The following is a 23,188-nucleotide window of genomic DNA, read 5'->3' on the forward strand; positions in this document are numbered from 1 at the left end:
CTATTCTCCGGAATTAACGCGGGCACCAGTAACAAAGTAGGCTAATAGATCATTGCCAAAGCGATTGAGGTCAGCTACAAACAATTTATTGGCGCGATTAATGGCGTTAAAGGCAAGAACCGCAGGAATCGCTACAGCCAAGCCAAGGGCGGTCATGATGAGTGCCTCGCCAATGGGGCCAGCCACTTGATCCAGTTGAGCACTTCCAGAGCTACTGATCGCGATCAGGGCGTGATAGATACCCCAGACGGTGCCAAACAAACCAATAAATGGCGCAATCGCACCGGTAGATCCCAAGAAGGTCAAACCTTTCTGCAATCCAGCGGCAATGCTATCGACGCTGTTCTTCAGGCTTCTGGCCATCCACTCAGAGTAGTTCAGTGTTTGCAGTAATTCACGGTGATTGGTGGATTGACTTTGGTGATGCGCAGAAGCTTTGGTTGCTGACTTAGCAATTTGGTAATAAGGATTAATAGCATGATTGCTAAATGCTTCTAAGCCTTGATCAAATGATGTAGCACGCCAGAATTGTTCAAGCTCGGGTTTGAGTTTGCGTAGATTACGTAAATCCCAAAGTCGAGTGAGCAAAATGACCCAAGTCACTATTGAGCAGATGAGTAGGGCAATTGCCACAAATCGAGTAATCGCATCGCCTTCAAGCCAGAGATTTGCTATGCCAAATGGTGTATTCATATTGATTAATTCTTGAGATTAAATTTGATTAAAAGATTGGTGGAAATTCTTTGGGGTGAACCATTTACTAAAAAAGGTTTAAAGCGATAACGTTTGCCGATATCGGTTGCAGCGCGATCTAGTCTGGGGAAGGTGCTCGATTGAAGTAATGCTACATCTTCTACGTTGCCACTTTCATCAATAATTAAGCGCACTACCACTGCACCTTGTTCCCCAGAGCGCTTTGAGAATGATGGGTAATAGGCATCTGCATCAGGCTGATAAACCACAACCAGTTTACCAATGTCAGTCTGAATAGGTGTACCGCTAGCACCCCCACTAGTAGCAGGGGCTACAGATGCATTTTGTTGCTGGGCATCAGATTTGCTTTGTGCTTGATTTTGCTGTGTTTGTTGTGGTGCCTGAGTAGGGCTAGGCTTTTCTACAGGCTTTTCTTTAGGCTTCTCCTGAACCGCTTTCTTTTCTTCTTTTGGTTTGGGTGGGGTAGCAGCAGGAGGTTGTTGGGTTTTAGAAGCTTCTGGACTAACCAAATTGGCCATGACTCGCTCATCATCCATTTGCGGCGGGCGCTGACTAAAGTGTAAAAACTCCAGCGCAGGAAGAGCATGCAAGAGTACTACGATGCCAATAATGATGCGTTCAGTTTTGTTGAACGGAATATAGGGGTCTATTTTTTTCAGGAAAGTGCTCATCGCACTTCACCTAGGATATTTGCTTCTACAGAATGCAAAGTTAAATCTGCAGACATGAGCTCTTGCGCCATCGACATCAGAATAGCCTCATCCTTGGTGCTGATAAACAACATCGATCCATGTTCTTTGCCATCGCTCTTTATATTGAGAGACTCTAGCTGTCTCTTCAGTTGCCTGACTACGGCATCACTAGTATCAATTATTATAATTGACTCACCGAGGAGCTTGCGAATTGCTTTTCTGAGAAAAGGGTAGTGCGTGCAGCCTAGCACTAAGGTGTCTGCACCTGCATCTTGAATCGGCTCAAGATGTTTAGCCAACAACTCCAAGGTTTCTTCGCTATCCGCATTGCCAGACTCGATTAAAGGAACCAGTCCTGCGCCAGCTTGTTTAATGAACTGACAATCATTTGGCAAGGTATTTAATAAAGCATTGAACTTATCGCTCTTGAGGGTCGCTTCAGTAGCGAGAACGCCCACTATATTGTTTTGCGATTGCATGGCTGCTGGCTTAATGCCTGGCTCAACCCCAATGATCGGAATCGAAATTGACTCCCGAATTTGCTTAATCGCTTCAGCGGTTGCGGTGTTGCAAGCAACTACGATAGCGTCACACCCTTTGTTGGCTAGATAGCTACAAAGGGCGAGGCTGCGCTTGGCAATCCACTCACTCGATTTTTCGCCATAAGGTGCATTAGCTGAGTCGGCAAGATAGATATAGTCATGCTGGGGAAGCTGACGCAGAGCTTCATCCAATATGGATAAACCTCCAACGCCAGAATCGAAAACCCCAATGAGTGCCAATGTTGACTATGCTTACTCTGTAATGAAGTTGTTAGGGTGTTAAGCAATCTTGACTGGAATGCCAGCAATCTTCGCTTGCCATTCACGTGGACCTTCATTGTGCATCGAGATGCCTTCTGAGTTCACTGCAACGGTTACTGGCATGTCTTTGACATCGAACTCGTAAATCGCCTCCATGCCTAAATCGGCAAAGCCAACTACCTTAGAAGTTTGAATGGCTTTAGATACCAAGTACGCAGCTCCGCCAACAGCCATTAAGTAAGCTGACTTATGTTTCTTGATGGCTTCAATCGCCTCTGGTCCGCGCTCAGCTTTACCAATCATCGAGATCAAGCCAGTTTTGGCAAGCATCATCTCAGTAAATTTATCCATACGAGTTGCAGTAGTAGGGCCTGCTGGGCCAACTGCCTCCTCACGTACCGGGTCTACGGGACCAACGTAATAGATCACACGGTTTTTAAAGCTTACTGGCAACTCTTCGCCTTTAGCGAGCATGTCCTGAATACGCTTATGAGCGGCATCACGACCAGTCAAAATCTTGCCGTTCAGTAATAGTGTTTCACCTAGCTTCCAACCAGCCACTTCTTCAGCAGTGAGGGTGTCTAAATTTACGCGCTTGGATTTTTGAACATCGGGCGTCCAAGTTACATCTGGCCAGTCTGAGAGTGAAGGAGCTTCGAGTTTTGCAGGGCCATCTCCATGCAAATGGAAATGAATGTGACGAGTCGCTGCGCAATTCGGAATCATGGCTACTGGTAATGAAGCAGCATGCGTTGGGTAATCCAAGATTTTGATGTCGAGCACAGTGGCTAAACCACCTAGGCCTTGAGCGCCAATACCGAGTTTGTTCACTTTTTCATAGAGTTCGAGTCGTAGTTCATCAACGCGATTTTTAGGTCCTCGCTCAATGAGTTCTTGAATATCAACAGGGCCCATTAAGGCTTCTTTGGCCATGAGCATGGCTTTTTCTGGTGTGCCACCAATTCCAATGCCGAGGATGCCTGGAGGGCACCAGCCTGCGCCCATCGTAGGAACCGTCTTGAGAACCCAATCCACAATGGAGTCGGAAGGGTTGAGCATGACCATCTTGGCTTTATTTTCTGAGCCACCGCCTTTAGCTGCACAAATCACTTCAACATCATCGCCTGGAACAATTTCGTAATGGATCACGGCAGGGGTGTTGTCCCCAGTATTTTTACGTTTGCCTGCTGGATCCGTTAGAACGGATGCGCGCAACATATTGTCTGGATTGAGATAAGCGCGACGCACGCCTTCGTTCACCATATCGGTGACACTCATCGTTGCATCAGGCCATTGGACATTCATACCAATTTTCAGGAAGACCACAGCAATGCCGGTGTCTTGGCACATGGGTCGATGACCTTCGGCGCACATACGGCTGTTGGTCAAAATTTGGGCAATCGCATCTTTGGCACCATGACCTTGTTCTAATTCATAAGCCTTGCCCATGGCGGTAATAAAGTCCTTGGGATGGTAGTAGGAAATGAATTGAAATGCGTCCGCAACGCTTTGAATCAGGTCGTTTTGTTTGATATTGGTCATGGTTATCTGCTTATTTCCACATTATTAGTAAGGTTTGCCCTATTTTAAGGGTTTGCCATAGAGCAAATCCCAAGTGTTTTCACTTATCTTCTAAGGTCTTGAGACTCTAAATATGCCATTTTGCGACATTTTCTCGCATTTGTTGTTGATTTTAGATTATTGATTATTAGATAGAGGGCTGTGAAGCATGGAACCATTAAAGCAAGAAAACCGCGTTTTTAACCCACCTGCAGACTTTGTAAAGGGTGCGGCAATTCCAGGTATGGAGGCTTATAACAAGCTCTGTGCTGAAGCCAATTCAGATTACGATGGTTTTTGGGGTCGTCTTGCAAAAGAGAACCTCTATTGGAAAAAGCCCTTTACCAAGGTTTTAGATGAATCCAAGGCGCCTTTCTACAAATGGTTTGAAGATGGCACCACTAATGCTTCATACAACTGTTTGGATCGCCAAGTTGAAGCTGGCTTAGGTGATAAGACAGCCATTATTTTTGAAGCAGATGACGGCACAGTTACTAAAGTAACTTACAAAGAGATGCTCGAGCGTGTTTGCAAAATGGCAAACGCATTGCGCAAGATGGGCGTTAAGTCTGGCGACAGCGTCATCATTTACATGGCAATGACGATTGAAGGCATTGTTGCTATGCAGGCATGTGCGCGTATTGGCGCAATTCATTCTGTAGTGTTTGGTGGTTTCTCTGCCCAAGCGTTGCGTGACCGCATTATGGACGTGGGTGCAGTTGCAGTGATTACTGCTGATGGCCAGTTCCGCGGTGGCAAAGCATTGCCACTCAAAGCAATTTGTGACGAAGCGCTTTCCACAGGCGAATGCCCTAAAGTTAAGCATGTCATCGTGAGTAAGCGTACTGGTACTGATATCACGATGCAAGCAGGACGTGACGTTTGGATGCAAGAGATCGTAGCTAATGAAGCAACGACTTGTGAACCAGAGTGGGTGAGCGCTGAACATCCATTGTTCATTTTGTACACATCTGGTTCAACCGGTAAGCCAAAGGGTGTGCAGCACTCAACAGGTGGCTACCTTTTGTGGGCCATTCTCACAATGAAGTGGACTTTCGACATCAAGCCTAATGACGTGTTCTGGTGTACTGCCGACATTGGTTGGGTAACGGGTCACTCTTATATTACTTATGGCCCACTCGCAGTTGGCGCCACTGAGATCGTATTTGAAGGTGTACCAACTTATCCAAATGCTGGCCGTTTCTGGGACATGATCCAAAAACACAAAGCATCCATTTTCTACACAGCACCAACTGCCATTCGTTCATTGATCAAAGCATCAAGCAATGACGAAGCAGTGCATCCAAAGAGCTACGATTTGTCATCACTGCGTCTCCTAGGTTCTGTAGGTGAGCCAATCAATCCAGAGGCATGGATGTGGTACTACGAGCATGTTGGTAACTCAAAGTGCCCGATTGCCGATACGTTCTGGCAAACAGAAACTGGTGGTCACATGATTTCACCATTGCCAGGCGCAACCCCAATGATTCCAGGTTCATGCACATTGCCATTGCCAGGTATTCAGGCGGCGATTGTGGATGAGGCTGGTGTAGACGTTCCTAATGGTCAAGGCGGTATTCTGGTTGTGAAGCGTCCATGGCCTTCCATGATTCGTACGATTTGGAATGATGCAGATCGTTTCGTGAAGTCTTATTTCCCAGAAGAGTTGGGCGGTACTTTGTATCTTGCTGGTGACGGCGCAATCCGTAACAAAGATACTGGCTACTTCACAATTACTGGTCGTATCGATGACGTATTGAACGTTTCTGGTCACCGTATGGGAACCATGGAAATTGAATCTTGCTTAGTGGCTAATCCTTTAGTTGCTGAGGCAGCAGTTGTGGGTCGTCCTGACGAACTGACTGGTGAAGCCATTTGCGTATTCGTCGTTCTGAAGGGTGGTCGCCCAACTGGTGATGAAGCTAAGAAGCTTGCTACTGAGCTGCGTAACTGGGTAGGCAAGGAGATCGGCCCGATCGCTAAGCCTAAGGATGTTCGTTTTGGTGATAACTTGCCTAAGACCCGTTCCGGCAAGATCATGCGTCGCCTCTTACGTGTGATTGCTAAAGGCGAGGAAGTAACTCAAGACACCTCAACCCTGGAAAATCCACACATCTTGGACCAGCTCAAAGAATCTCTGTAATAAGCTAAATCAAGATTTAGACCAAATCCCTTCGGGAATCGTATAATCATCGGTTCCGGAAGGGTGGATGAGCGGTTTAAGTCACACGCCTGGAAAGCGTGCGTAGGTTAATAGCCTACCGCGGGTTCGAATCCCGCCTCTTCCGCCAAGTATCAAGAAAACCACCTTCGGGTGGTTTTTTCTTTGGAACTTACCGTAATATCTTGCTAGTTAAGATTTAAAAATAAAACCAATTAAAAGATGGAGAAAACATGATCTTTGCAATTTTGTTGATGGATAAGCCTGGTACTGCTGACTTGCGTGTGCAAATCCGTCCAGAACACCGCGCATACTTGGCGCAACTATCTGATCACATGGCTTTTGCCGGTCCGATGACTTCTGACGATGGTAAGACTACAGTTGGTAGCTTGCTCGCAATCGACTTTCCTAGCAGGGCAGATGTGGAAGCTTGGTTAAAGGATGAGCCCTATACCAAGGCGGGTGTTTATGAAAAGCCAATCATCCATGTATTTAATAATATGTGGGAGCAAAAAGCAGGCTTTCCGCCAGCAAAATAAACCCATAATTTAAGCGGGGCTGTTACTTTTGATATATCATCTGGTGATATATCATGAGTGATGGGAAATCGTGGAGTTATCACTCTTTTAGATCTGCACCAAGAGGTCATTGATCAAGGCGATGGTTACTGGGTAAAGATTGAGGCTTGGGAGGTAGCTGTTAGCGAGGCAGTACCGCACGGGGTGCGCTATTCATTAACCTTACACAACCCCAAAGGCTTGCGAATTTTGGGTTATGACAATGCTCATGCGGTAAGGCTTAGAGCAGGCTATTCAGGTAGAAAATTGGCATTCGATCACAGGCATCGTAGTTCAAGTGACCCAGGCATTTTCTATGAGTTTAGGGATGCGCACCAACTCCTAAGTGATTTTTTTGTCGATGTTGATAAAGTCTTAAAGGTAGATAAAGATATATGAAAGTCATCAAAATAGGGATTGCATCACAAAAAGATATTCGGGCGCGCGTCTTGGCCATTGCTAAAGGCGATCTAAAACCAAAGGCATCTGATCCGAAGATATGGTTTACCTCGATGCGTTCACTGGCGCAGGTATTGAGCGACGAAAACAGGGCTCTTTTACATGTCATTAGAGCAACTAAGCCTGTATCGATTTCTGAGTTGGCAGAGCTTACCGGAAGAAAGCAAGGGAACTTATCCCGCACGCTAAAAACAATGTCTCATTACGGCTTAGTAAAAATGCTCCAAGAGGCCAAGGCCCTGAGGCCTGTGGCATGTGGCGATCGCTACGAAATCACTATTCAATAATTTAAAGCGGCTTTATCTGTAGCTTTCTAAATATAATGACGCCACCGGCAGATTGCAGGGCAATAGGGCCTTCAGAATATTTACTATCCTGACCATTAGCTACTGTCACAACGCCATTCATCATGACCTTAAAGTTGGGGCCATTTGCAATAATTTCCATCGTGTTCCAGCGTCCACCGGCCTTAGGTACTGGGTCAACTTTGGCAACATCCACAATAGCACCGGTTGCGTACGCTTGTTCAGGGCGGGTATCCCAAATATTGACTTCATAACAAGTGTATTGACTTACCTTGTTTGGGTCCTGGCAACGAATAAAGATACCGCTATTCGTATTAGACTCGGCATAAAACTCAGCCTTGATGACAAAGTTCTTGTAAGACTTGGTGCTCACTAAAAAACCTGAAGGTTTGTTGCCTTCAACAATGCCATTGCCAATCACCCAGTTGGCGCTTCCAATAATGTTCCAGCCACTTAAGCTAACTCCATCAATCAGATCAGTAAACCCGTCTGCGTTTTGGGCGTTAGCAACACCACCTATAGCTAGGGCGGCAAGGCAAGCAATAGAGAGGGTCAGTTTTTTGAGGAATGTTTTCATGGGTCTCCTGAGGGGGTATATTTATTATTCTGCGTTCATTTTCATTGTTACTGATATTGACCTATAAAGACAAGTAGATGCTTTCCCTCACAAACCCCCGAATAAAGCGATGGTCTCTCCTTTTGGCAGGATTTTTTATTCTGATAGCCGCCTTATTTTGGTTGGGAAGCCATTTGTTGTTGCCTGGATTGATTAAAAAGTCCCTTACTGAATATGGCAACACGATTGGTTATGAGATCTCCTATCAAGACCTCAGTCTTTCTCCATTGCGGCTGAGGGTGGAGCTTGATGGCCTCCACTTGGCAAAAGAGGGTGGCTCTAAATTACTGGAATTTAAAAAGCTAGCAATTACCCTCAAGTGGACAAAGCTGGCTATAGGGGAGCTGGGCTTTGATGAGATTTTGCTGGCAGAGCCTAAAGTGTTGGTCGAGAGGAATCTACCTAAGGGCATGCACGCAGGGTCCTGGAATTGGCAGGAATTGATTACTGCCATTGAAAAGGCGATGCCTCCTACAGATCCCAAAGAGCTCAAGAAGCCTCTCAAAATATCGATCGATGAATTTATCGTCAGTTCAGCTTCTTTAAGTTTGGTGGATGATTCGAGCAAATTAAAAGAATCACTCAACCCGTTTACGATGAGGTTGCTTGATGTAGCAAATTACGATAAGAATGGTTTGGTAACCGGGGTCCGTGGTCAATACGACTTTAATCTTGGTGCCTTGCAGTTATTAATACCTGGAATCAATAAAAATATTGCGTATCGCCATGTTGCTATTACAGGTGGATTAGATAATCCTAAGCCAGATAACTTAGGTGCGCAGCTCAACTTGAGGCTAGATGAGGGTGAGATACGCTCACACTGGGATTTCAATACCAGCTCGAAGTCAGTTAATGGCAAGTTAGAGATTCACAGTCTTGCAACCTCGCCAATCGTCGCTCTATTGCCAGCCAATAAAGAGCTCATCGGTACCAGTGGCTTGATGAATGGCGATCTAATCGTGAAGATAGGCGGTGAGACTGATTCGGTTGCGGGCGATATTCATATTGCAGACTTAGCAATACTAGAAAAAGGGCAAAAAAATCCACTGATTGTTTGGAAGATGGCAGATATTCATCAATTTGAATATCAATCCGTTAAGTCAAAACAAGGTTCCAAAAATAGTCTCGCGATAGATGAGTTGGCCATTGATGCGCCAACCCTGCAATTTGAAATTAATGAAGAAGGGTTCTCAAACTTTAGAAGGTTATTTGCTAAGTCAACAACAGAATTAAAGTCCGAGCCTGTAGCTGGGTCTAAGGTAAGCACTCCCTCCACATTTAATTTAGATATTCGATCCACTCTTCTGAAGAATGGCGAAGTTTACTTTTCAGATATGGCGATGCGTCCTAATTTCAAGGTGGATGTGAAGAAGTTCAATGCCACCCTTTTGGGGGTCAGCAATACTCCTGGTCGATTTGCCACTGTGGCGATGGATGGTGTTGTTGCTGGCTCGGGAGGTATGCGAGTAAAGGGTCAAGCATCATTTGATGATCCACGACGCAATCATGACATCTTGATGAGTTTTAGAAACCTTCCGCTGACCGCCTTCAATCCAGCAGTGATGACATTCGCAGGCTATCAAATTGCTAGCGGCCGACTCAACCTCAATCTCAATTACAAAGCCAAAGATGGCGAACTTAATGGAAGCAACCAGATCATCATTAAGAAAGTGGTGCTGGGTGATGAGGTGCCAGACTTTACTGGCAAAAAATTACCGCTAGGCTTAGCAATTGCTTTATTAGAAGACTCTGATGACACGATTGACGTCACGGTTCGCATCGCAGGCAATGTCGACTCTCCAGAATTTAGTGCCAGCGGTTTGGTATGGCAGGCCATTAGCAATGTTCTAACAAACGTAGCAACAGCGCCATTTAGAGCCCTTGCATCTATCTTAGGAATGGGTGGCGAAGAAGGTGTTAATGCAGTGCCTGGAGAAGCAGTCTTTCTGGTTGCAGATCAAGACCGCCTAGAAAAATTTGGCGAGTATCTAGTAAAGCGCCCGAACTCGAGCTTAGAGATCATCGGTACTTATGATCCTGTGCAGGACAAGAAGGAGCTTGCAAGGGCTAAGGCAGATGGCGCTATTTTGCTAGAAGCTGGTTTTAAGTTGGCCCCTGGAGAACCAGTGCCTACCCCATCATTTACAGATCCGAAAGTGCAGTCAGGCCTGAAGGCAGCATATGCCCAATACATAGGGCGCATCAAGTTAGGTCAACGTCTTTTGACACTTCCAGATGGCGAGAAGCGCAATGAGCAACTGCATGAGGAATTGATCGCTGGAATAGAGATCACTGATACCGAGCTTAAGGAATTGGCAAAAAGTAGGGCGAAGACGGCATACGGCTTCATGGTTAAGGCTGATCCCAGCCTTAAGGATCGGATTCAGCTAGGTGATGTGAAGACTGTAGAGGCTGGAAAAGAGGGCATTCCTCTCGATGTAGAGATCAGAATCAAGTAGACTTGAGGTCATGAATTCAACAAAATTGCGCATTATTTCCGTCATCACATTGATTGCTAGCCTTGGCCTTGTAGGCTGTGGCTCAATTGAATCTGCGGCTCAGGACGACTGTACTTCGATTGGTTGGCAAATTGGCAGCAAGGGCTACCAGGATTGTTACAAGGCTAGGCTCTATGAGCGCAAGTTGGATTACTCACTTCCTCCAGGGGACAAGCCTTCCCCATCCCTAATGTAATAGGGTAAACCCTTAGTTAAAGTCCTTGAGCGCCGTCAAGGACATAGGGCTTTAAATAACCCAAAATAAAGCGTTATTTTGCGTATTGATGACCGGCTAAGTATTTGGCTTAGCAGGGTTTTTTATGTGCAAAGTGAGATAAGGCTCTGCATTGGTGCTGAGCACAAAATAGCAATAAATAGAAAATTAGAGACTACGAACTATGAATCATCCAAAGCCTTCTGGAGAAGTCAAAGCAGTTGCTGTTGCAACCGCAGATGATTTGAGGGAAACCATTCGCCGTAAGAGTAAGTTAAAAGGGCGTCAAGCAGATGACGTTTCAGTTGCTGAAGTTCGCCAACTCATTGGTAATGCGCCACATCGTCGTGATCTATTAATTGAAAATTTACACAAGCTTAATGATGAATACCGTGCATTGCATGATCGTCATTTAGTGGCATTAGCTAAGGAAATGAATCTGCCAATGGCAGAGGTATATGAAGTCGCAACCTTCTACCACCACTTTGAAGTAGTCCGCGGCAATGATCCAGTAGCAGATATTCTGATTCGTGTTTGTGATGGCATTGCCTGTGAGTTAGCTGGCGCGCAAAATCTATTGGCTAAGTTGCCGAGCATCTTAGGTAATCCGAATATCAAAGTCGCCGCAGCTCCTTGCGTAGGACGTTGTGAGCAAGCGCCTGTAGCAGTAGTTCATCAATATCCAGTTCTGTTTGCAACTACAGACAAAGTACAAGCAGCCGTTAATAACAAGTTGACCACTCAGCCAATGGCTAAAGACGATGCCGTCTTTGATCCTGCTGCTTTAGCAGAGCAGGGCGTATCTCCTCAGGGTGAGATGCAGGCTGTTTCTCCTGACTATGTTGGCTACGAGTCTTATCGTGCTCAAGGTGGTTACGCTTTGGCCAAAGAGATTTTCGAAGGTAAGAAAGATGCCGAAAGCATCATCAAGGCAATGGAAAGCTCTGGCTTACGTGGTTTAGGTGGCGCAGGTTTCCCAGCGGGTCGTAAGTGGCGCATTGTTAAAGATCAGATTGCCCCTAAATTGATGGCAGTGAATATCGATGAAGGTGAGCCAGGAACATTTAAGGATCGTACGTACTTAGAGCGTGATCCACATCGTTTCCTAGAAGGACTTCTCATTGCAGCAAGCGTGGTTGGTATCGATGCTTGCTATATCTATTTACGTGATGAATATCACGGCTGCCGTGAATTGCTTGAGGCCGAATTAGCAAAACTCAAAGCTAATCCGCCATTTGCATTGCCGAATATTGAATTACGCCGTGGTGCTGGTGCTTACATCTGCGGTGAAGAATCCGCGATGATTGAAAGTATTGAAGGTAAACGCGGTGAGCCGCGTATGCGTCCTCCGTACATCGCTCAAGTCGGTTTATTTGGCAGACCAACGCTCGAGCACAACTTTGAAACTCTGTACTGGGTGCGTGACATTGTTCAGCGCGGACCAGAATGGTTTAGTTCATTCGGTCGTCATGATCGCAAGGGCTTGCGTAGCTTTAGCGTTAGCGGACGCGTGAACAAGCCTGGCGTGAAGTTGGCACCAGCTGGAATCACGATTCAAGAATTGATTGATGAGTATTGTGGCGGCATGCAAGATGGCCACAAGTTCTACGGCTATTTACCTGGTGGTGCATCAGGCGGCATCTTGCCGGCAACCATGAATGACATTCCGCTCGACTTTGATACTTTGCAACCTTATGGTTGTTTCATTGGTTCAGCCGCCGTCATGGTGTTTAGTGACAAAGACAAAGCGCGCGATATGGCATTAAACGTGATGCATTTCTTTGAGCACGAGAGTTGCGGTCAATGTACACCTTGCCGAGTAGGTACTGGTAAAGCTGCCAAGTTGATGCAAGCCAAATCTTGGGATCAAGAAACTTTGGAAGACTTAGCAACTGTGATGGTTGACGCTTCTATCTGTGGTCTTGGCCAGGCGGCACCAAACCCTATTCGTTGTATTCATAAATATTTCCCTGAAGAAGTTCAATAAGGAAGTACCTTAATAAAAAATCAGGGAATAACGAGACAAACATGAACGCACCCACAAATCCAAAAGAACTCGAATTGCAAACCGTTGAGTTCAAGCTAGACGGCAAGACGATCGTTTCATACGAAGGCGAAACGATTCTCAAGGCTGCTAAACGACACGGCATTGATATTCCACATCTATGCTTTAAAGATGGTTACCGTCCTGACGGTAACTGCCGTGCATGCGTAGTCGAAATTAATGGCGAGCGTACATTAGCGCCAAGTTGCTGCAGAAGCGCGACTCCAGGAATGGAAGTGAAGGCTAATAGCGAGCGTGCTGTAAAGAGTCAGAAATTGGTTCTGGAAATGTTGCTCTCCGATATGCCCGATGAAGGCTTTAAGTGGGTTGGCGATAGCAAAGAAGAAGAGCAACAGAACCAGCATGGTGAGCTGAGTACTTGGGCTGCACGTATGGACGTGACAGTTCGTCCAGAGCTCAAAGCACTCCGTCGCGAAAAAGTTAGTAGCGATATTTCACATCCAGCGATGGCTGTGAACTTGGATGCCTGCATTCAATGTAATCGCTGTGTACGTGCTTGTCGTGAAGAGCAAGTTAATGATGTGATCGGTTACGCCATGCGTGGCGGTCATAGTGAGATCGTATTCGACTTAAATGATCCAATGGGTGACAGTACTTGCGTTGCCTGTGGCGAATGTGTACAGGCTTGCCCAACTGGTGCATTGATGCCTAAAGGTTTGATTGGTTCACAGACAGTGGATCGCAAAGTCGATTCTGTTTGTCCGTTCTGTGGCGTCGGTTGTCAAATCACTTATAACGTTAAGGATGAAAAGATCGTCAGCGTTGAAGGTCGTGATGGCCCGGCCAATCACAATCGTCTATGCGTTAAGGGTCGCTTCGGTATGGACTACATCCATAACCCACAGCGCCTTACTAAACCATTAATTCGTAAAGCGGGCGTTGCTAAAGATGAGTCTATGCTTGAAGGCAAGCAAGATTGGTCTGACATCTTCCGTGAAGCAACTTGGGAAGAGGCTTTAGAAGTCGCCGGTGGCGGCTTGAAGAAACTCAAAGATCAATACGGCAATAAAGTATTGGCTGGCTTTGGCTCTGCAAAGGGCAGTAACGAAGAAGCTTACTTATTCCAGAAACTGGTTCGTACTGGTTTTGGTAGCAATAACGTAGACCATTGCACACGCCTTTGCCATGCTTCGTCTGTAGCAGCGCTTCTTGAGGGTGTTGGTTCTGGTGCAGTAAGCAACCAAGTGAATGATGTTGAGCACTCAAGCATGATTTTCTTGATTGGATCTAATCCAACTGCTAATCATCCTGTTGCTGCTACCTGGTTCAAGAATGCCGCCAAACGTGGCGCAAAAATTGTGTTGTGCGATCCTCGTAAGACCGAGATTAGTAAACATGCTTGGCGCACAATGCAGTTCAAGCCGGATACCGATGTGGCAATGCTCAATGCCATGATCTTCACAATCATTGAGGAAGGTTTGGTTGATAAAGAATTTATTAAAGACCGCTCTAATAACTTCGAGGCTCTTAAAGAAAATATCAAGGGATATAGCCCTGAAGCCATGGCGCCAATCTGCGGTATTCCGGCAGAGACATTGCGTGAAGTAGCGAGAGAGTTTGCAACCACCAAGTCAGCCATGATTTTGTGGGGCATGGGTGTCAGTCAACACGTGCATGGCACAGATAACGCGCGCTGCTTAATTGCCTTGGTAAGTATCACAGGCCAAATTGGTAAACCTGGCTCTGGATTGCATCCATTGCGTGGTCAGAACAACGTTCAGGGTGCTAGTGATGCGGGATTGATTCCGATGATGTTCCCAAACTATCAGCGTGTTGATAATCCAGAAGCACATGCTTGGTTTGAGAAGTTTTGGGATACGCCATTGGATAAAAAGCCTGGCTATACCGTGGTTGAGATCATGCATAAGATCACTGCGCCTGATAGTGATCCAGACAAGATTCGTGGTATGTATGTCGAAGGTGAAAACCCAGCGATGAGCGATCCTGATTTAAATCACGCTCGTCATGCTTTGGCTGCCTTAGATCTTCTCGTAGTTCAGGATATCTTTATGACCGAGACAGCACTCTTGGCTGATGTTGTCTTGCCAGCCAGCGCTTGGCCAGAGAAGGCAGGTACTGCTAGCAATACTGACCGCATGGTTCAGATGGGCAAGAAAGCCATTAACCCTCCTGGTGATGCGAAACCGGATTTGTGGATTATTCAAGAGATCGCCAAACGCATGGGCCTCAACTGGAACTACCAAGGTCCTGATGCTGGTGTTGCTGAGGTTTATGACGAGATGCGTCAAGCAATGCATGGTGCGATTAACGGCATTACCTGGGAGCGCCTCGAAAAAGAATCTAGTGTGACTTATCCATGTTTATCCGCTGAAGATCCAGGTCGCCCAATCGTATTTGATGATCAATTTGCAACAGCAGATGGCAAGGTAAAACTCGTTCCTGCTGACATCATTCCGGCAAATGAGCGACCAGATACTGAGTACCCATTTGTATTGATTACTGGACGTCAATTAGAGCACTGGCATACCGGCAGTATGACGCGCCGTGCCACTGTGCTGGATGCGATTGAGCCTATGGCTACTGTATCGATGAATGGTGAGGATATGACCCAGTTAGGTATATCTGCTGGCGATGTCATTACAGTTCAGTCTCGTCGTGGTGAGGTTGGTATTCACGTGAGACGGGATGATGGCACACCGAGAGGGGTGATCTTTATTCCGTTTGCCTACTATGAGGCTGCGGCTAACTTGATCACCAATTCAGCGTTAGATCCATTTGGCAAGATTCCGGAGTTTAAGTATTGCGCTGTGAAGCTCGCTAAGGGCGGTGAAGTAGCCAAGATCATGGGCTATGGCACGAATGCCCCAGGTGGATCTAAGGTGATGTCTAACGTTTAATTTGAACAGCCCCCTAAAACCCCGTCCTTGTGGCGGGGTTTTTCTTTTTGACTTGCTTGAATTGGATGATGTAGATACAATGTAGACACATTTAGAGGGGCTCATATGCAAACAATTATTAAAAAGTGGGGTAACAGCCCAGCTTTGCGTTTAAATGCTGCGGTGATGAAGTCCGCCCAATTGAATATTGATCAACTTGTTTCTGTAAAAGTGCAAAGGGGTCGAATTGTGATTGAGCCAATGACTAAACAAGAGTATCCACTGGATGAGCTATTGTCCGGAATTACCGCTAAGAATTTGCATGGTGAGGCCGACTTTGGTGGGCCTGTTGGCAAAGAGCTTCTCTAATGGTTAGGGCTTATGTGCCAGAGGCTGGTGATGTAGTCTGGCTAGTGTTTGACCCTCAGGCGGGAAGAGAGCAGGCTGGTCGTCGACCTGCTGTTGTGTTGACCCCAGAGGGTTACAACAAAAAAACAAATTTATTGGTTTGCTGCCCATTAACAACCCAGATTAAAGGCTACCCCTTTGAGGTGTTGGTTGAGATCGATGGGGTGCAATCTGCCATCTTGTCTGACCAAGTGAAGTCTCTGGATTGGAAAATAAGAAAAGCAAAGTATAAAAATACAGTGAATCCAAGGACCCTCACTGAAGTAAGGGCTAAGGTGAAGTCTTTGCTCTCAATCGGTTAGGCAGCAAGTACCCAATGTTAGAGCGGAATTTATGTAGTTACGTGAAGACCATCACTGCTGAGAACGGTTATTCCAAGGAAGAGCAGGCTCAATTCTTGGCGCGATTGGAGCGTGCGTGCATAGATAATCCAGAGCTACCACCCACCTTTGTAGCTAACTGTCTTCTATCGCTTTCTGAGTCTAAGTTTGACGAATTGCTTCCTTTTGCGTCGTGCGACAAAGGAATTTAAAGGCAACCCCTATTTCTAATGCCAGTTAGAATGAACTCTCTATGGCCAGTTCCAAACCCTCCGCAAACACCACTGCAAAAGCTGAACTTCCTGTCCTCATTATTGGGGCCGGATTAGCTGGTTTAACCGTTGCCTTGCATATGGCTGAATCTCAGCCAGTGATTTTGATGGCTAAACGGGGCTTAGGTGAAGCTGCTACAGCTTGGGCTCAAGGAGGCATTGTTGGCGTTGTCGACAAAGAGCATGACAGTATTGATTCACATGTAGCCGATACCTTAGATGCAGGTGCAGGACTTGTGGTGGAATCCACTGCACGCTATATCGCCGAAGAAAGTGCTGAAGCTATTCGTTGGTTGGTCGAGCAGGGCGTTCCATTTACAGAAGATAAATCCGGGCCAATGGGTTTGCACTTAACGCGTGAAGGCGGACATAGTCATCGCCGTATTGCTCATGCTGCAGATGCTACTGGTAAGGCCATTCATGAAGTGCTGTTGGATAAAGCCAAAGCGCATAAAAATATTCAGATCCTAGAGCATTGGATTGCACTCGATCTCATTACAAATCGCCAGCTAGATTTAAAGACACAACGCACTAAGCCTAATCGTTGTTATGGCGTGTATGCACTCGATATTAAAAATAACCGTGTAGAAACCATCGAAGCTAAGTCTGTCGTTTTAGCTACTGGTGGCGTAGGCAAAGTCTATCGCTACACCAGCAACCCCGATACCGCTACTGGCGACGGCATCGCCATGGCCTGGCGTGCAGGTTGCCGCGTAGGTAATATGGAATTTATTCAATTTCATCCGACATGCCTCTATCACCCAAGCGATCGCACCTTCCTCATTACTGAGGCCATGCGCGGCGAGGGCGGTTTGCTGAAGTTGCCTGACGGCACGCGTTTCATGCCAGAGCATGATGACCGTAATGAATTAGCCCCCCGTGACATTGTCGCTAGAGCTATCGACTTTGAGATGAAAAAGCATGGCTTGGACTATGTGCATCTAGATGCCACTCATCTGGGCGAAGAGTTTATTAAAGAACATTTCCCGATGATTTATGCCCGTTGCTTAAGCTTGGGCCTAGACATCACCAAGGAGCCCATTCCGGTTGTTCCTGCTGCGCACTACACCTGTGGTGGTGTGGTGACAGATCTTAAGGGGCGCACTGATTTGCCAGGACTCTATGCAGTTGGTGAAGCAACCTATACTGGTCTGCATGGCGCTAATCGTTTGGCCAGCAATTCCTTATTAGAGTGTGTAGTTATTGGTAAGGCAGCAGCAGAAGACATATCTAATCTCAAGACCCCAGTGATGCCTGCTCTTCCTTTGTGGGATGAGAGTCAGGTGGAGGATGCGGATGAACAAGTCGTTATTGCCCACAACTGGGATGAGCTGCGTTCTTTGATGTGGAACTACGTTGGCATCGTTAGAACCAACCGACGTTTAGAGCGTGCGCTGCATCGCATCAAGCTACTGCGTTACGAGGTGCAAGAGTATTACACTAACTTTAAGGTCACACGTGATCTGATTGAGCTCAGAAACCTATTGGAGTGCGCAGAATTGATCGTGCGCTCAGCTCTCATGCGTAGAGAAAGTCGTGGACTGCATTACAGCCGCGACTACCCTGGTACTTGGGCGGTTTCTTATCCGACCATCTTGACCCCTCAAGCCGAGGGCTCTGAGAGCGATTCAACCACATAAAAGCCCATTTCAACTGCTAAAAACAGGGTTTTTGATGATAAGCTAGCCATATCTTAAGAGGATTTTCATGGCCAGTTTTAAAGAAGAAGTCAGCGAACATATCTCTGCTGTTTATCAAACGGCAGCAGATGAAATCAAGAATTGGTTTAGTGCCTTAAGAGAAGTCTGGCCACTTGTTTTCCTATTAATTCTTGCGCTATCTATTCTGATTTGGTTTGCAAAGCCTGCGCCACCGAACAAAGTATTAATGGCAACCGGTACCGGTGGCTCCTACAAAGTCTTGGGTGAACAATATAAGACCTATTTTGAGAAAAAAGGAATTAAGCTCGAACTGGTAGAGACCCATGGTTCAAAAGAAAATCTACAGCATTTAATTGATCGCAAGGATCCAATTCAAGCGGCCCTTGTTCAGGGTGGAATGATTGCAGTAGACAATCTCTCTGGTGTGGAATCCCTCGGCAGTGTTGACTATGAGCCGGTATGGATGTTCTATCGCAAGAATGCCTTCAATGAAAGCATTCACGTATCTGATAGAGATATTGCCAAACTGAGAATAAATATTGGCCCGGTAGGGAGTGGAACGCGTACTCAGGCCCTGAATATTTTCAAACTCAATGGCTTGAATGGCGATGCCCCTAATCTACTCGGACTTGGCAATGCTGAAGGTGTTGATGCCTTAGTACGTGGCGAAATCGATGCCGTTATTTTGGTTGATGGTTTTGATTCACCAAATGTGCAGAAGTTAATTAGAAATCCAGATATTAAATTGACTTCGTTTACGCGCGCAGATGCCTACACTCGGTTATTGCCTTATTTTGAGGAGGTATCTGCACCCATGGGCGGATTTGATCTTGGGAAAAATATTCCCGATCACCCCATACAGTTAATTTCGACTACAACTAATCTTTTGATTGATAACCGCCTCCACCCAGCAATCCAAGTTTTATTCCTCGAGGCTGCCCGAGAAATTAACGGTAACAAATCCTATTTTTCTAAGGCGGGAGAGTTTCCGGCCTATATGAATACTGAAGCGCCATTGAGTGATGAGGCAAAGTTCTTCTATGAAAAAGGCACTCCGACATTAATGAAGTATTTGCCATTTTGGCTCGCCGAGTTCTTGGAGCGCATGTTCTTCCTTCTGCTTCCCTTTGCTGCTTTTGCTTATCCGATTATTAAGTCAATTCCAACATATAGAACCAACCTGGCTAAGAAGCAAATTAACTCTATTTATAAAGAGCTGGATAAATTTGAGCAGAACACGATTCAAACCTTTGACCCTAATCGTCGCAGTGAATATATTGAGGTACTCAATGAGATGGAGCGCAGAATACTTAGATCAAAAGCAGCAAAGCTAGCCACTGCTGAATGCTATAGCCTGCGAAGCAATATTGAATTTATTCGTAATGCCCTGGAGAAGCAGATCATTTACAAGGGTAGGGAAGGGTAATTTAGTGCGCTTGCTCGCAAGCGTAGTTAATGTATTAAATCCCAGGACGCCGTGGGTTGGAATTTTGAAGGAGAGAATTTGCAATGAGTAAAAAATTAAAATCTGAAGATAAAAGGGTGCTTGACGAGCTATTGGAGATGGCTCAGGCTTTGGAGGAGCAAGGTCTTTTAATGAAGCGTGATTGTGCAAAAATGAAGACTCTTTGCTTAGAAAAGCCACTTACCAAGGGTATTCAAGGGCTATTGGTATAACCAAATTGCTACAAAATGCGCATCGAGAAATCAACCGCATTCACATCTTTGGTGAGTTTTCCAAGAGAGATGCGGTCAACACCAGTACTCGCAATGGCGCGCATTTGATCTAGGTTGATACCACCAGAGGCTTCCAGCAAAGCACGTCCAGCGGTAATGGCAACAGCTTGCTTCATTTGATCGGTATTGAAGTTATCAATCAAAATACTTTTCGCACCCGCAGCTAAAGCCTCTTCAAGTTCAGCAAAGTTTTCTACTTCAATCTGAATATCCACTCCAGCGTTAAGTGCTTGAGCATTCTTTAAGGCTGCCGTAACACTACCAGCTGCAGCAATATGATTTTCTTTAATCAGGATGCCATGCCAAAGAGCTAAACGTTGATTTTTTCCGCCACCCACTAACACTGCATACTTCTGGGCCTGACGTAATCCCGGAACGGTTTTACGTGTATCTAATACAGCGCAGCCCTTTGGATTCGGGCTAGCGCCGGCAATTGCATCAACGTGCTGACGGGTAATGCTGGCCGTCCAAGAAAGCGTTTGTAAGAAATTAATGCAAGTACGTTCAGCAGAGAGTAGGGCTTGTGAATCAGCTTCAATATCGCAAACCTTGGTATCGGGCTTCATCATGTCGCCCTCTAGGTAATGCCAAGTTACTTTGGAATTGGGATCAAGCTTCTTAAGTGTGCCTTCAAACCAATCTACACCACAAAGAACGGCTTCTTGGCGAACGATTAACTGAGCTTTAACAGGCTTACTGGGGACGAGCTTTGCAGTCCAATCACCAGTGCCGATATCTTCCATCAATGCATCTGCAATATTGCGTTGGCGAGCTTGCTCTAGGGTTTCGTTGTATTCAAACATATAAAAATATAAAAATTAAGCGGCGCCAATATTTTTTACAAAGCCATGCTGCGCTTTTGCTAAGAGGTCAGGATGATTTTTGGTGAAGTCGAGCATACGCTCAATGCAACCTAAAGCCTCAACGCGAATAGGTTCTTCGATGAAGATTTCACCAGAAGCGTTTTCTAGGCAATTCAAAATTCCTTGTAAGCCATTCATGGCCATCCAAGGGCAGTGTGCACAACTCTTGCACGTTGCACTATTGCCAGCAGTTGGCGCTTCAATCAGTTTCTTATTGGGGGCTAGTTGACGCATGCGATGCAAGATGCCGTTATCAGTAGCAACAATGTACTCAGTAGCAGTGCCTTCAACCACAGCTTTAATCATGGCGGAGGTAGAGCCCACAACGTCTGCAAGGTCAACGACTGCTTGCGGTGACTCTGGGTGAACCAAGATCATGGCATTAGGGTGGGCGGCCTTCAAAAGTTCAAGCTCCACAGCTTTAAATTCATCATGAACAATGCAAGCACCATTCCATAACAACATATCTGCGCCAGTTTGCTCTTGAATGTAGCGACCCAAATGACGATCGGGTGCCCACAAGATTTTTTTACCTTCAACTTTGAGTTGGTGCACGATCGCTAATGCACAAGAGCTGGTCACCATCCAATCGGCTTGGGCTTTTACTGCCGCCGAAGTATTTGCATAGACCACGACAACACGATCAGGATGTGCGGCTCTAAAGGCAGCAAAGTCCCCAGCATCGCAACCAAGATCAAGTGAGCAGGTTGCATCGAGGTCGGGCATGAACACACGTTTTTCAGGGCTAAGTATTTTTGCTGACTCGCCCATAAAGCGAACGCCAGCAACAATCAGTTTTTTTGCTGAATGATTTTTACCAAAACGCGCCATCTCCAAAGAGTCAGCAACATAGCCGCCAGTCTCCAATGCTAAATCCTGTATGTCACCGTCCACGTAGTAGTGAGCAACCAATGCAGCATCTTTTTCCACCAAAAGCTCCTTAATGCGAGCAATCACGGCAGCCTTTTCAACGCCATGAAGCTGAGGAGGTGTCTTGGCCCAAGCCTGGGCTGTACATGTGACCCCAGCAGAGTCTTGCTGTGGGTAATCAAAAGCAATTGGGGTGCTGACAGTTGAATTCATGCGAAATCTTAACCCGTATTGTATTTTTTAAATCTAAATTGATCAAACCAATGAAGGAATTAGTACTTCCTTGCAACCCTAACCCTAAGACTAACCTTATGTCTGGCCTAATCATAAAAGCACATCTCCTAGTTTGGGTGATTAGGGCTGAATTAGTGCAGTTCTGATTGTTCAGGCAAAACCAAGAGAAAGGCAGCGGCAATTGCTTCTCAAGACGATGCTGCAGGGCACCAGAAGCAACCTGTTTAATTGCTTATAACGCCCCCATTGGCTCTGATTTGAGTAGGTCAGCAGATGTAGAGGTTATTATTTTATGAGATATTCGCATGTTTTTCTTGAGCAAATTAATGTATGTGTAACGGGATGGCGAGTCAGATCTCTTGAGGGGCCGATTGAGGTTAGCACTTACAGTAGCAGAGCAAGAAGCGATAACCCGACCGCAATTTCGTTAAATATCATCAGTTCAATCAAAATAGGCCAATCTAGTTAGGTCTACGAATGCAATTAAGAGGGTATAGGAATGGGTTTACAGCGCTGCCAAATATTAAGAGTAGGCTATTTTGATCGCTACCAGTATCAAAACTGCCGCCAATATAATTCTGAGGATCCCTTGGGAAATTTTGCCTGATATGGTGGCACCAATTAAAACCCCTGGAATTGAACCACATAACATCCAGATCAAGAGATCAAAATTTATGTTCCCAAGCAGAAGGTGACCCGTACCCGCTATTACTGTTAGTGGGATTGCATGCATAATATCCGTAGCTACAAGACGGGGTGTGGTAAGGCGCAGGGGGTATAAATAAGTCAACATTACCACCCCAATAGCCCCAGCGCCGATTGATGTGAGAGTCACTAAGCTGCCAAGAATGATGCCTGCTAGGATAGTTAGCGAAGGCTGCCATTGTTTAAAGCGCTCTGTATTCTGGAGGCGTAAAAATCGCCCAAGCTGGTGCAAATATTTTTGCATTAAAAGGCTTACAGCAGTTACTGTAATCGCTATTGCAACCAAGGTTGTCAAGAAGTGTACATTTGCTGAAATAATTTTAAAATGTAAACATAAAATCATAACCAAAGAGGCCGGTAGACTACCTACCCACATGTATCGTAGTACCTGCCAGTCGATTAAGCCTTTTGAGTGATGGATTTTCCCTGCGGCAATCTTGGTGATAGCCGCAAACCATAAATCTGTGCCAATAGCAGTAACGGGAGCTATTCCAAAAACGAGCAAAAGTAAGGGCGTCATTAGCGCCCCTCCACCAACACCAGTGAGGCCAACTAACAATCCAACAAGAAATCCGCTCAGAATGAGCACGCATTTTCCTTATATAAGCAAAAAAGATGATGTAATCTAAATATATCG

At 45.9% G+C, this 23,188-nt stretch carries 22 protein-coding genes and 1 tRNA gene; 15 read left to right on the forward strand and 8 right to left on the reverse strand.

Features of this window, described 5'->3' with window-relative positions; all coding sequences use genetic code 11:
- From VC159_RS04825 to VC159_RS04840, 4 genes are read right to left on the reverse strand one after another with little or no spacing between them, the layout of a single operon-like run.
- Positions 1 to 693 carry a MotA/TolQ/ExbB proton channel family protein gene (locus VC159_RS04825; RefSeq protein WP_323472922.1) on the reverse strand — a complete coding sequence of 231 codons (693 nt, stop codon included), beginning with the start codon at positions 691 to 693 and terminating at the stop codon, positions 1 to 3.
- 5 nt (positions 694 to 698) lie between these two features.
- Entirely contained in the window at positions 699 to 1,385 is a 687-nt protein-coding gene (locus VC159_RS04830; protein WP_323472923.1) for an energy transducer TonB, read from the reverse strand.
- Positions 1,382 to 2,188, reverse strand: coding sequence for a glutamate racemase (gene murI / locus VC159_RS04835; protein ID WP_323472924.1), 807 nt, complete (start codon positions 2,186 to 2,188; stop codon positions 1,382 to 1,384). Before murI ends, VC159_RS04830 begins: the two co-directional genes overlap by 4 nt.
- 39 nt (positions 2,189 to 2,227) lie before the next feature.
- Positions 2,228 to 3,751, reverse strand: a complete 1,524-nt coding sequence (locus VC159_RS04840) for a fumarate hydratase (protein WP_323472925.1) — start codon at positions 3,749 to 3,751, stop codon at positions 2,228 to 2,230.
- Positions 3,752 to 3,938: 187 nt separating this feature from the next.
- On the opposite strand from VC159_RS04840, the gene acs reads away from it, so the two are divergent.
- The 5 genes from acs (at position 3,939) to VC159_RS04865 (ending at position 7,233) form a co-directional block, all read left to right on the forward strand.
- Positions 3,939 to 5,912: an acetate--CoA ligase gene (gene acs / locus VC159_RS04845; RefSeq protein ID WP_215357023.1), complete on the forward strand. Its 1,974-nt coding sequence runs from the start codon at positions 3,939 to 3,941 to the stop codon at positions 5,910 to 5,912.
- A 57-nt stretch (positions 5,913 to 5,969) separates the two neighbouring features.
- A tRNA-Ser gene (locus VC159_RS04850) sits at positions 5,970 to 6,060 on the forward strand.
- Between the two features lie 103 nt (positions 6,061 to 6,163).
- Positions 6,164 to 6,469 carry a YciI family protein gene (locus VC159_RS04855; RefSeq protein ID WP_323472926.1) on the forward strand — a complete coding sequence of 102 codons (306 nt, stop codon included), beginning with the start codon at positions 6,164 to 6,166 and terminating at the stop codon, positions 6,467 to 6,469.
- A 60-nt stretch (positions 6,470 to 6,529) separates the two neighbouring features.
- The gene (locus VC159_RS04860; protein ID WP_323472927.1) at positions 6,530 to 6,886 is read left to right on the forward strand and encodes a toxin-antitoxin system TumE family protein; all 357 of its coding nucleotides are present in this window, start codon (positions 6,530 to 6,532) and stop codon (positions 6,884 to 6,886) included.
- Positions 6,883 to 7,233 (forward strand): helix-turn-helix domain-containing protein, encoded by a 351-nt coding sequence (locus tag VC159_RS04865; RefSeq protein ID WP_323472928.1) that lies wholly within the window; start codon positions 6,883 to 6,885, stop codon positions 7,231 to 7,233. Before VC159_RS04860 ends, VC159_RS04865 begins: the two co-directional genes overlap by 4 nt.
- A 1-nt stretch (position 7,234) precedes the next feature.
- Here VC159_RS04865 and VC159_RS04870 read toward each other — a convergent pair whose 3' ends face one another.
- A complete protein-coding gene (locus VC159_RS04870; RefSeq protein WP_216264814.1) occupies positions 7,235 to 7,828 on the reverse strand; it encodes a 3-keto-disaccharide hydrolase in 594 nt (197 codons plus the stop codon).
- A gap of 122 nt (positions 7,829 to 7,950) precedes the next feature.
- On the opposite strand from VC159_RS04870, the gene VC159_RS04875 reads away from it, so the two are divergent.
- The 10 genes from VC159_RS04875 to VC159_RS04920 all read left to right on the forward strand — a co-directional run bounded on the left by VC159_RS04875 (position 7,951) and on the right by VC159_RS04920 (position 19,819).
- The gene (locus VC159_RS04875; RefSeq protein WP_323472929.1) at positions 7,951 to 10,326 is read left to right on the forward strand and encodes a DUF748 domain-containing protein; all 2,376 of its coding nucleotides are present in this window, start codon (positions 7,951 to 7,953) and stop codon (positions 10,324 to 10,326) included.
- Between the two features lie 10 nt (positions 10,327 to 10,336).
- Entirely contained in the window at positions 10,337 to 10,561 is a 225-nt protein-coding gene (locus VC159_RS04880; RefSeq protein ID WP_323472930.1) for a hypothetical protein, read from the forward strand.
- A gap of 202 nt (positions 10,562 to 10,763) precedes the next feature.
- Positions 10,764 to 12,566, forward strand: a complete 1,803-nt coding sequence (locus tag VC159_RS04885; RefSeq protein WP_323472931.1) for an NAD(P)H-dependent oxidoreductase subunit E — start codon at positions 10,764 to 10,766, stop codon at positions 12,564 to 12,566.
- A 41-nt stretch (positions 12,567 to 12,607) separates the two neighbouring features.
- Positions 12,608 to 15,502, forward strand: coding sequence for a formate dehydrogenase subunit alpha (gene fdhF, locus VC159_RS04890; RefSeq protein ID WP_323472932.1), 2,895 nt, complete (start codon positions 12,608 to 12,610; stop codon positions 15,500 to 15,502).
- A 105-nt stretch (positions 15,503 to 15,607) separates the two neighbouring features.
- On the forward strand, positions 15,608 to 15,850 hold the full coding sequence (locus tag VC159_RS04895) for a PbsX family transcriptional regulator (protein WP_323472933.1): 243 nt from the start codon (positions 15,608 to 15,610) through the stop codon (positions 15,848 to 15,850).
- Positions 15,850 to 16,191 (forward strand): endoribonuclease MazF, encoded by a 342-nt coding sequence (gene mazF, locus VC159_RS04900; protein ID WP_072583582.1) that lies wholly within the window; start codon positions 15,850 to 15,852, stop codon positions 16,189 to 16,191. Before VC159_RS04895 ends, mazF begins: the two co-directional genes overlap by 1 nt.
- Before the next feature lie 14 nt (positions 16,192 to 16,205).
- The gene (locus tag VC159_RS04905; RefSeq protein WP_158009052.1) at positions 16,206 to 16,421 is read left to right on the forward strand and encodes a hypothetical protein; all 216 of its coding nucleotides are present in this window, start codon (positions 16,206 to 16,208) and stop codon (positions 16,419 to 16,421) included.
- A gap of 41 nt (positions 16,422 to 16,462) precedes the next feature.
- Positions 16,463 to 18,121, forward strand: a complete 1,659-nt coding sequence (gene nadB / locus VC159_RS04910; RefSeq protein ID WP_323472934.1) for an L-aspartate oxidase — start codon at positions 16,463 to 16,465, stop codon at positions 18,119 to 18,121.
- A gap of 67 nt (positions 18,122 to 18,188) precedes the next feature.
- A complete protein-coding gene (locus VC159_RS04915; RefSeq protein WP_323472935.1) occupies positions 18,189 to 19,568 on the forward strand; it encodes a TAXI family TRAP transporter solute-binding subunit in 1,380 nt (459 codons plus the stop codon).
- 83 nt (positions 19,569 to 19,651) lie between these two features.
- Positions 19,652 to 19,819: a hypothetical protein gene (locus VC159_RS04920; protein WP_323472936.1), complete on the forward strand. Its 168-nt coding sequence runs from the start codon at positions 19,652 to 19,654 to the stop codon at positions 19,817 to 19,819.
- Positions 19,820 to 19,827: 8 nt separating this feature from the next.
- On the opposite strand, the gene nadC is transcribed toward VC159_RS04920, so the two are convergent.
- The 3 genes from nadC to VC159_RS04935 all read right to left on the reverse strand — a co-directional run bounded on the left by nadC (position 19,828) and on the right by VC159_RS04935 (position 23,140).
- Positions 19,828 to 20,682: a carboxylating nicotinate-nucleotide diphosphorylase gene (gene nadC, locus VC159_RS04925; protein ID WP_323472937.1), complete on the reverse strand. Its 855-nt coding sequence runs from the start codon at positions 20,680 to 20,682 to the stop codon at positions 19,828 to 19,830.
- Positions 20,683 to 20,697: 15 nt separating this feature from the next.
- The gene (gene nadA / locus VC159_RS04930; protein WP_323472938.1) at positions 20,698 to 21,825 is read right to left on the reverse strand and encodes a quinolinate synthase NadA; all 1,128 of its coding nucleotides are present in this window, start codon (positions 21,823 to 21,825) and stop codon (positions 20,698 to 20,700) included.
- A gap of 544 nt (positions 21,826 to 22,369) precedes the next feature.
- A complete protein-coding gene (locus tag VC159_RS04935) occupies positions 22,370 to 23,140 on the reverse strand; it encodes a sulfite exporter TauE/SafE family protein (protein ID WP_323472939.1) in 771 nt (256 codons plus the stop codon).
- Between the last annotated feature and the right edge of the window lie 48 nt (positions 23,141 to 23,188).

Origin of the sequence: Polynucleobacter sp. JS-JIR-II-c23 (assembly GCF_035011225.1) — a bacterium.
GTDB lineage: Bacteria > Pseudomonadota > Gammaproteobacteria > Burkholderiales > Burkholderiaceae > Polynucleobacter.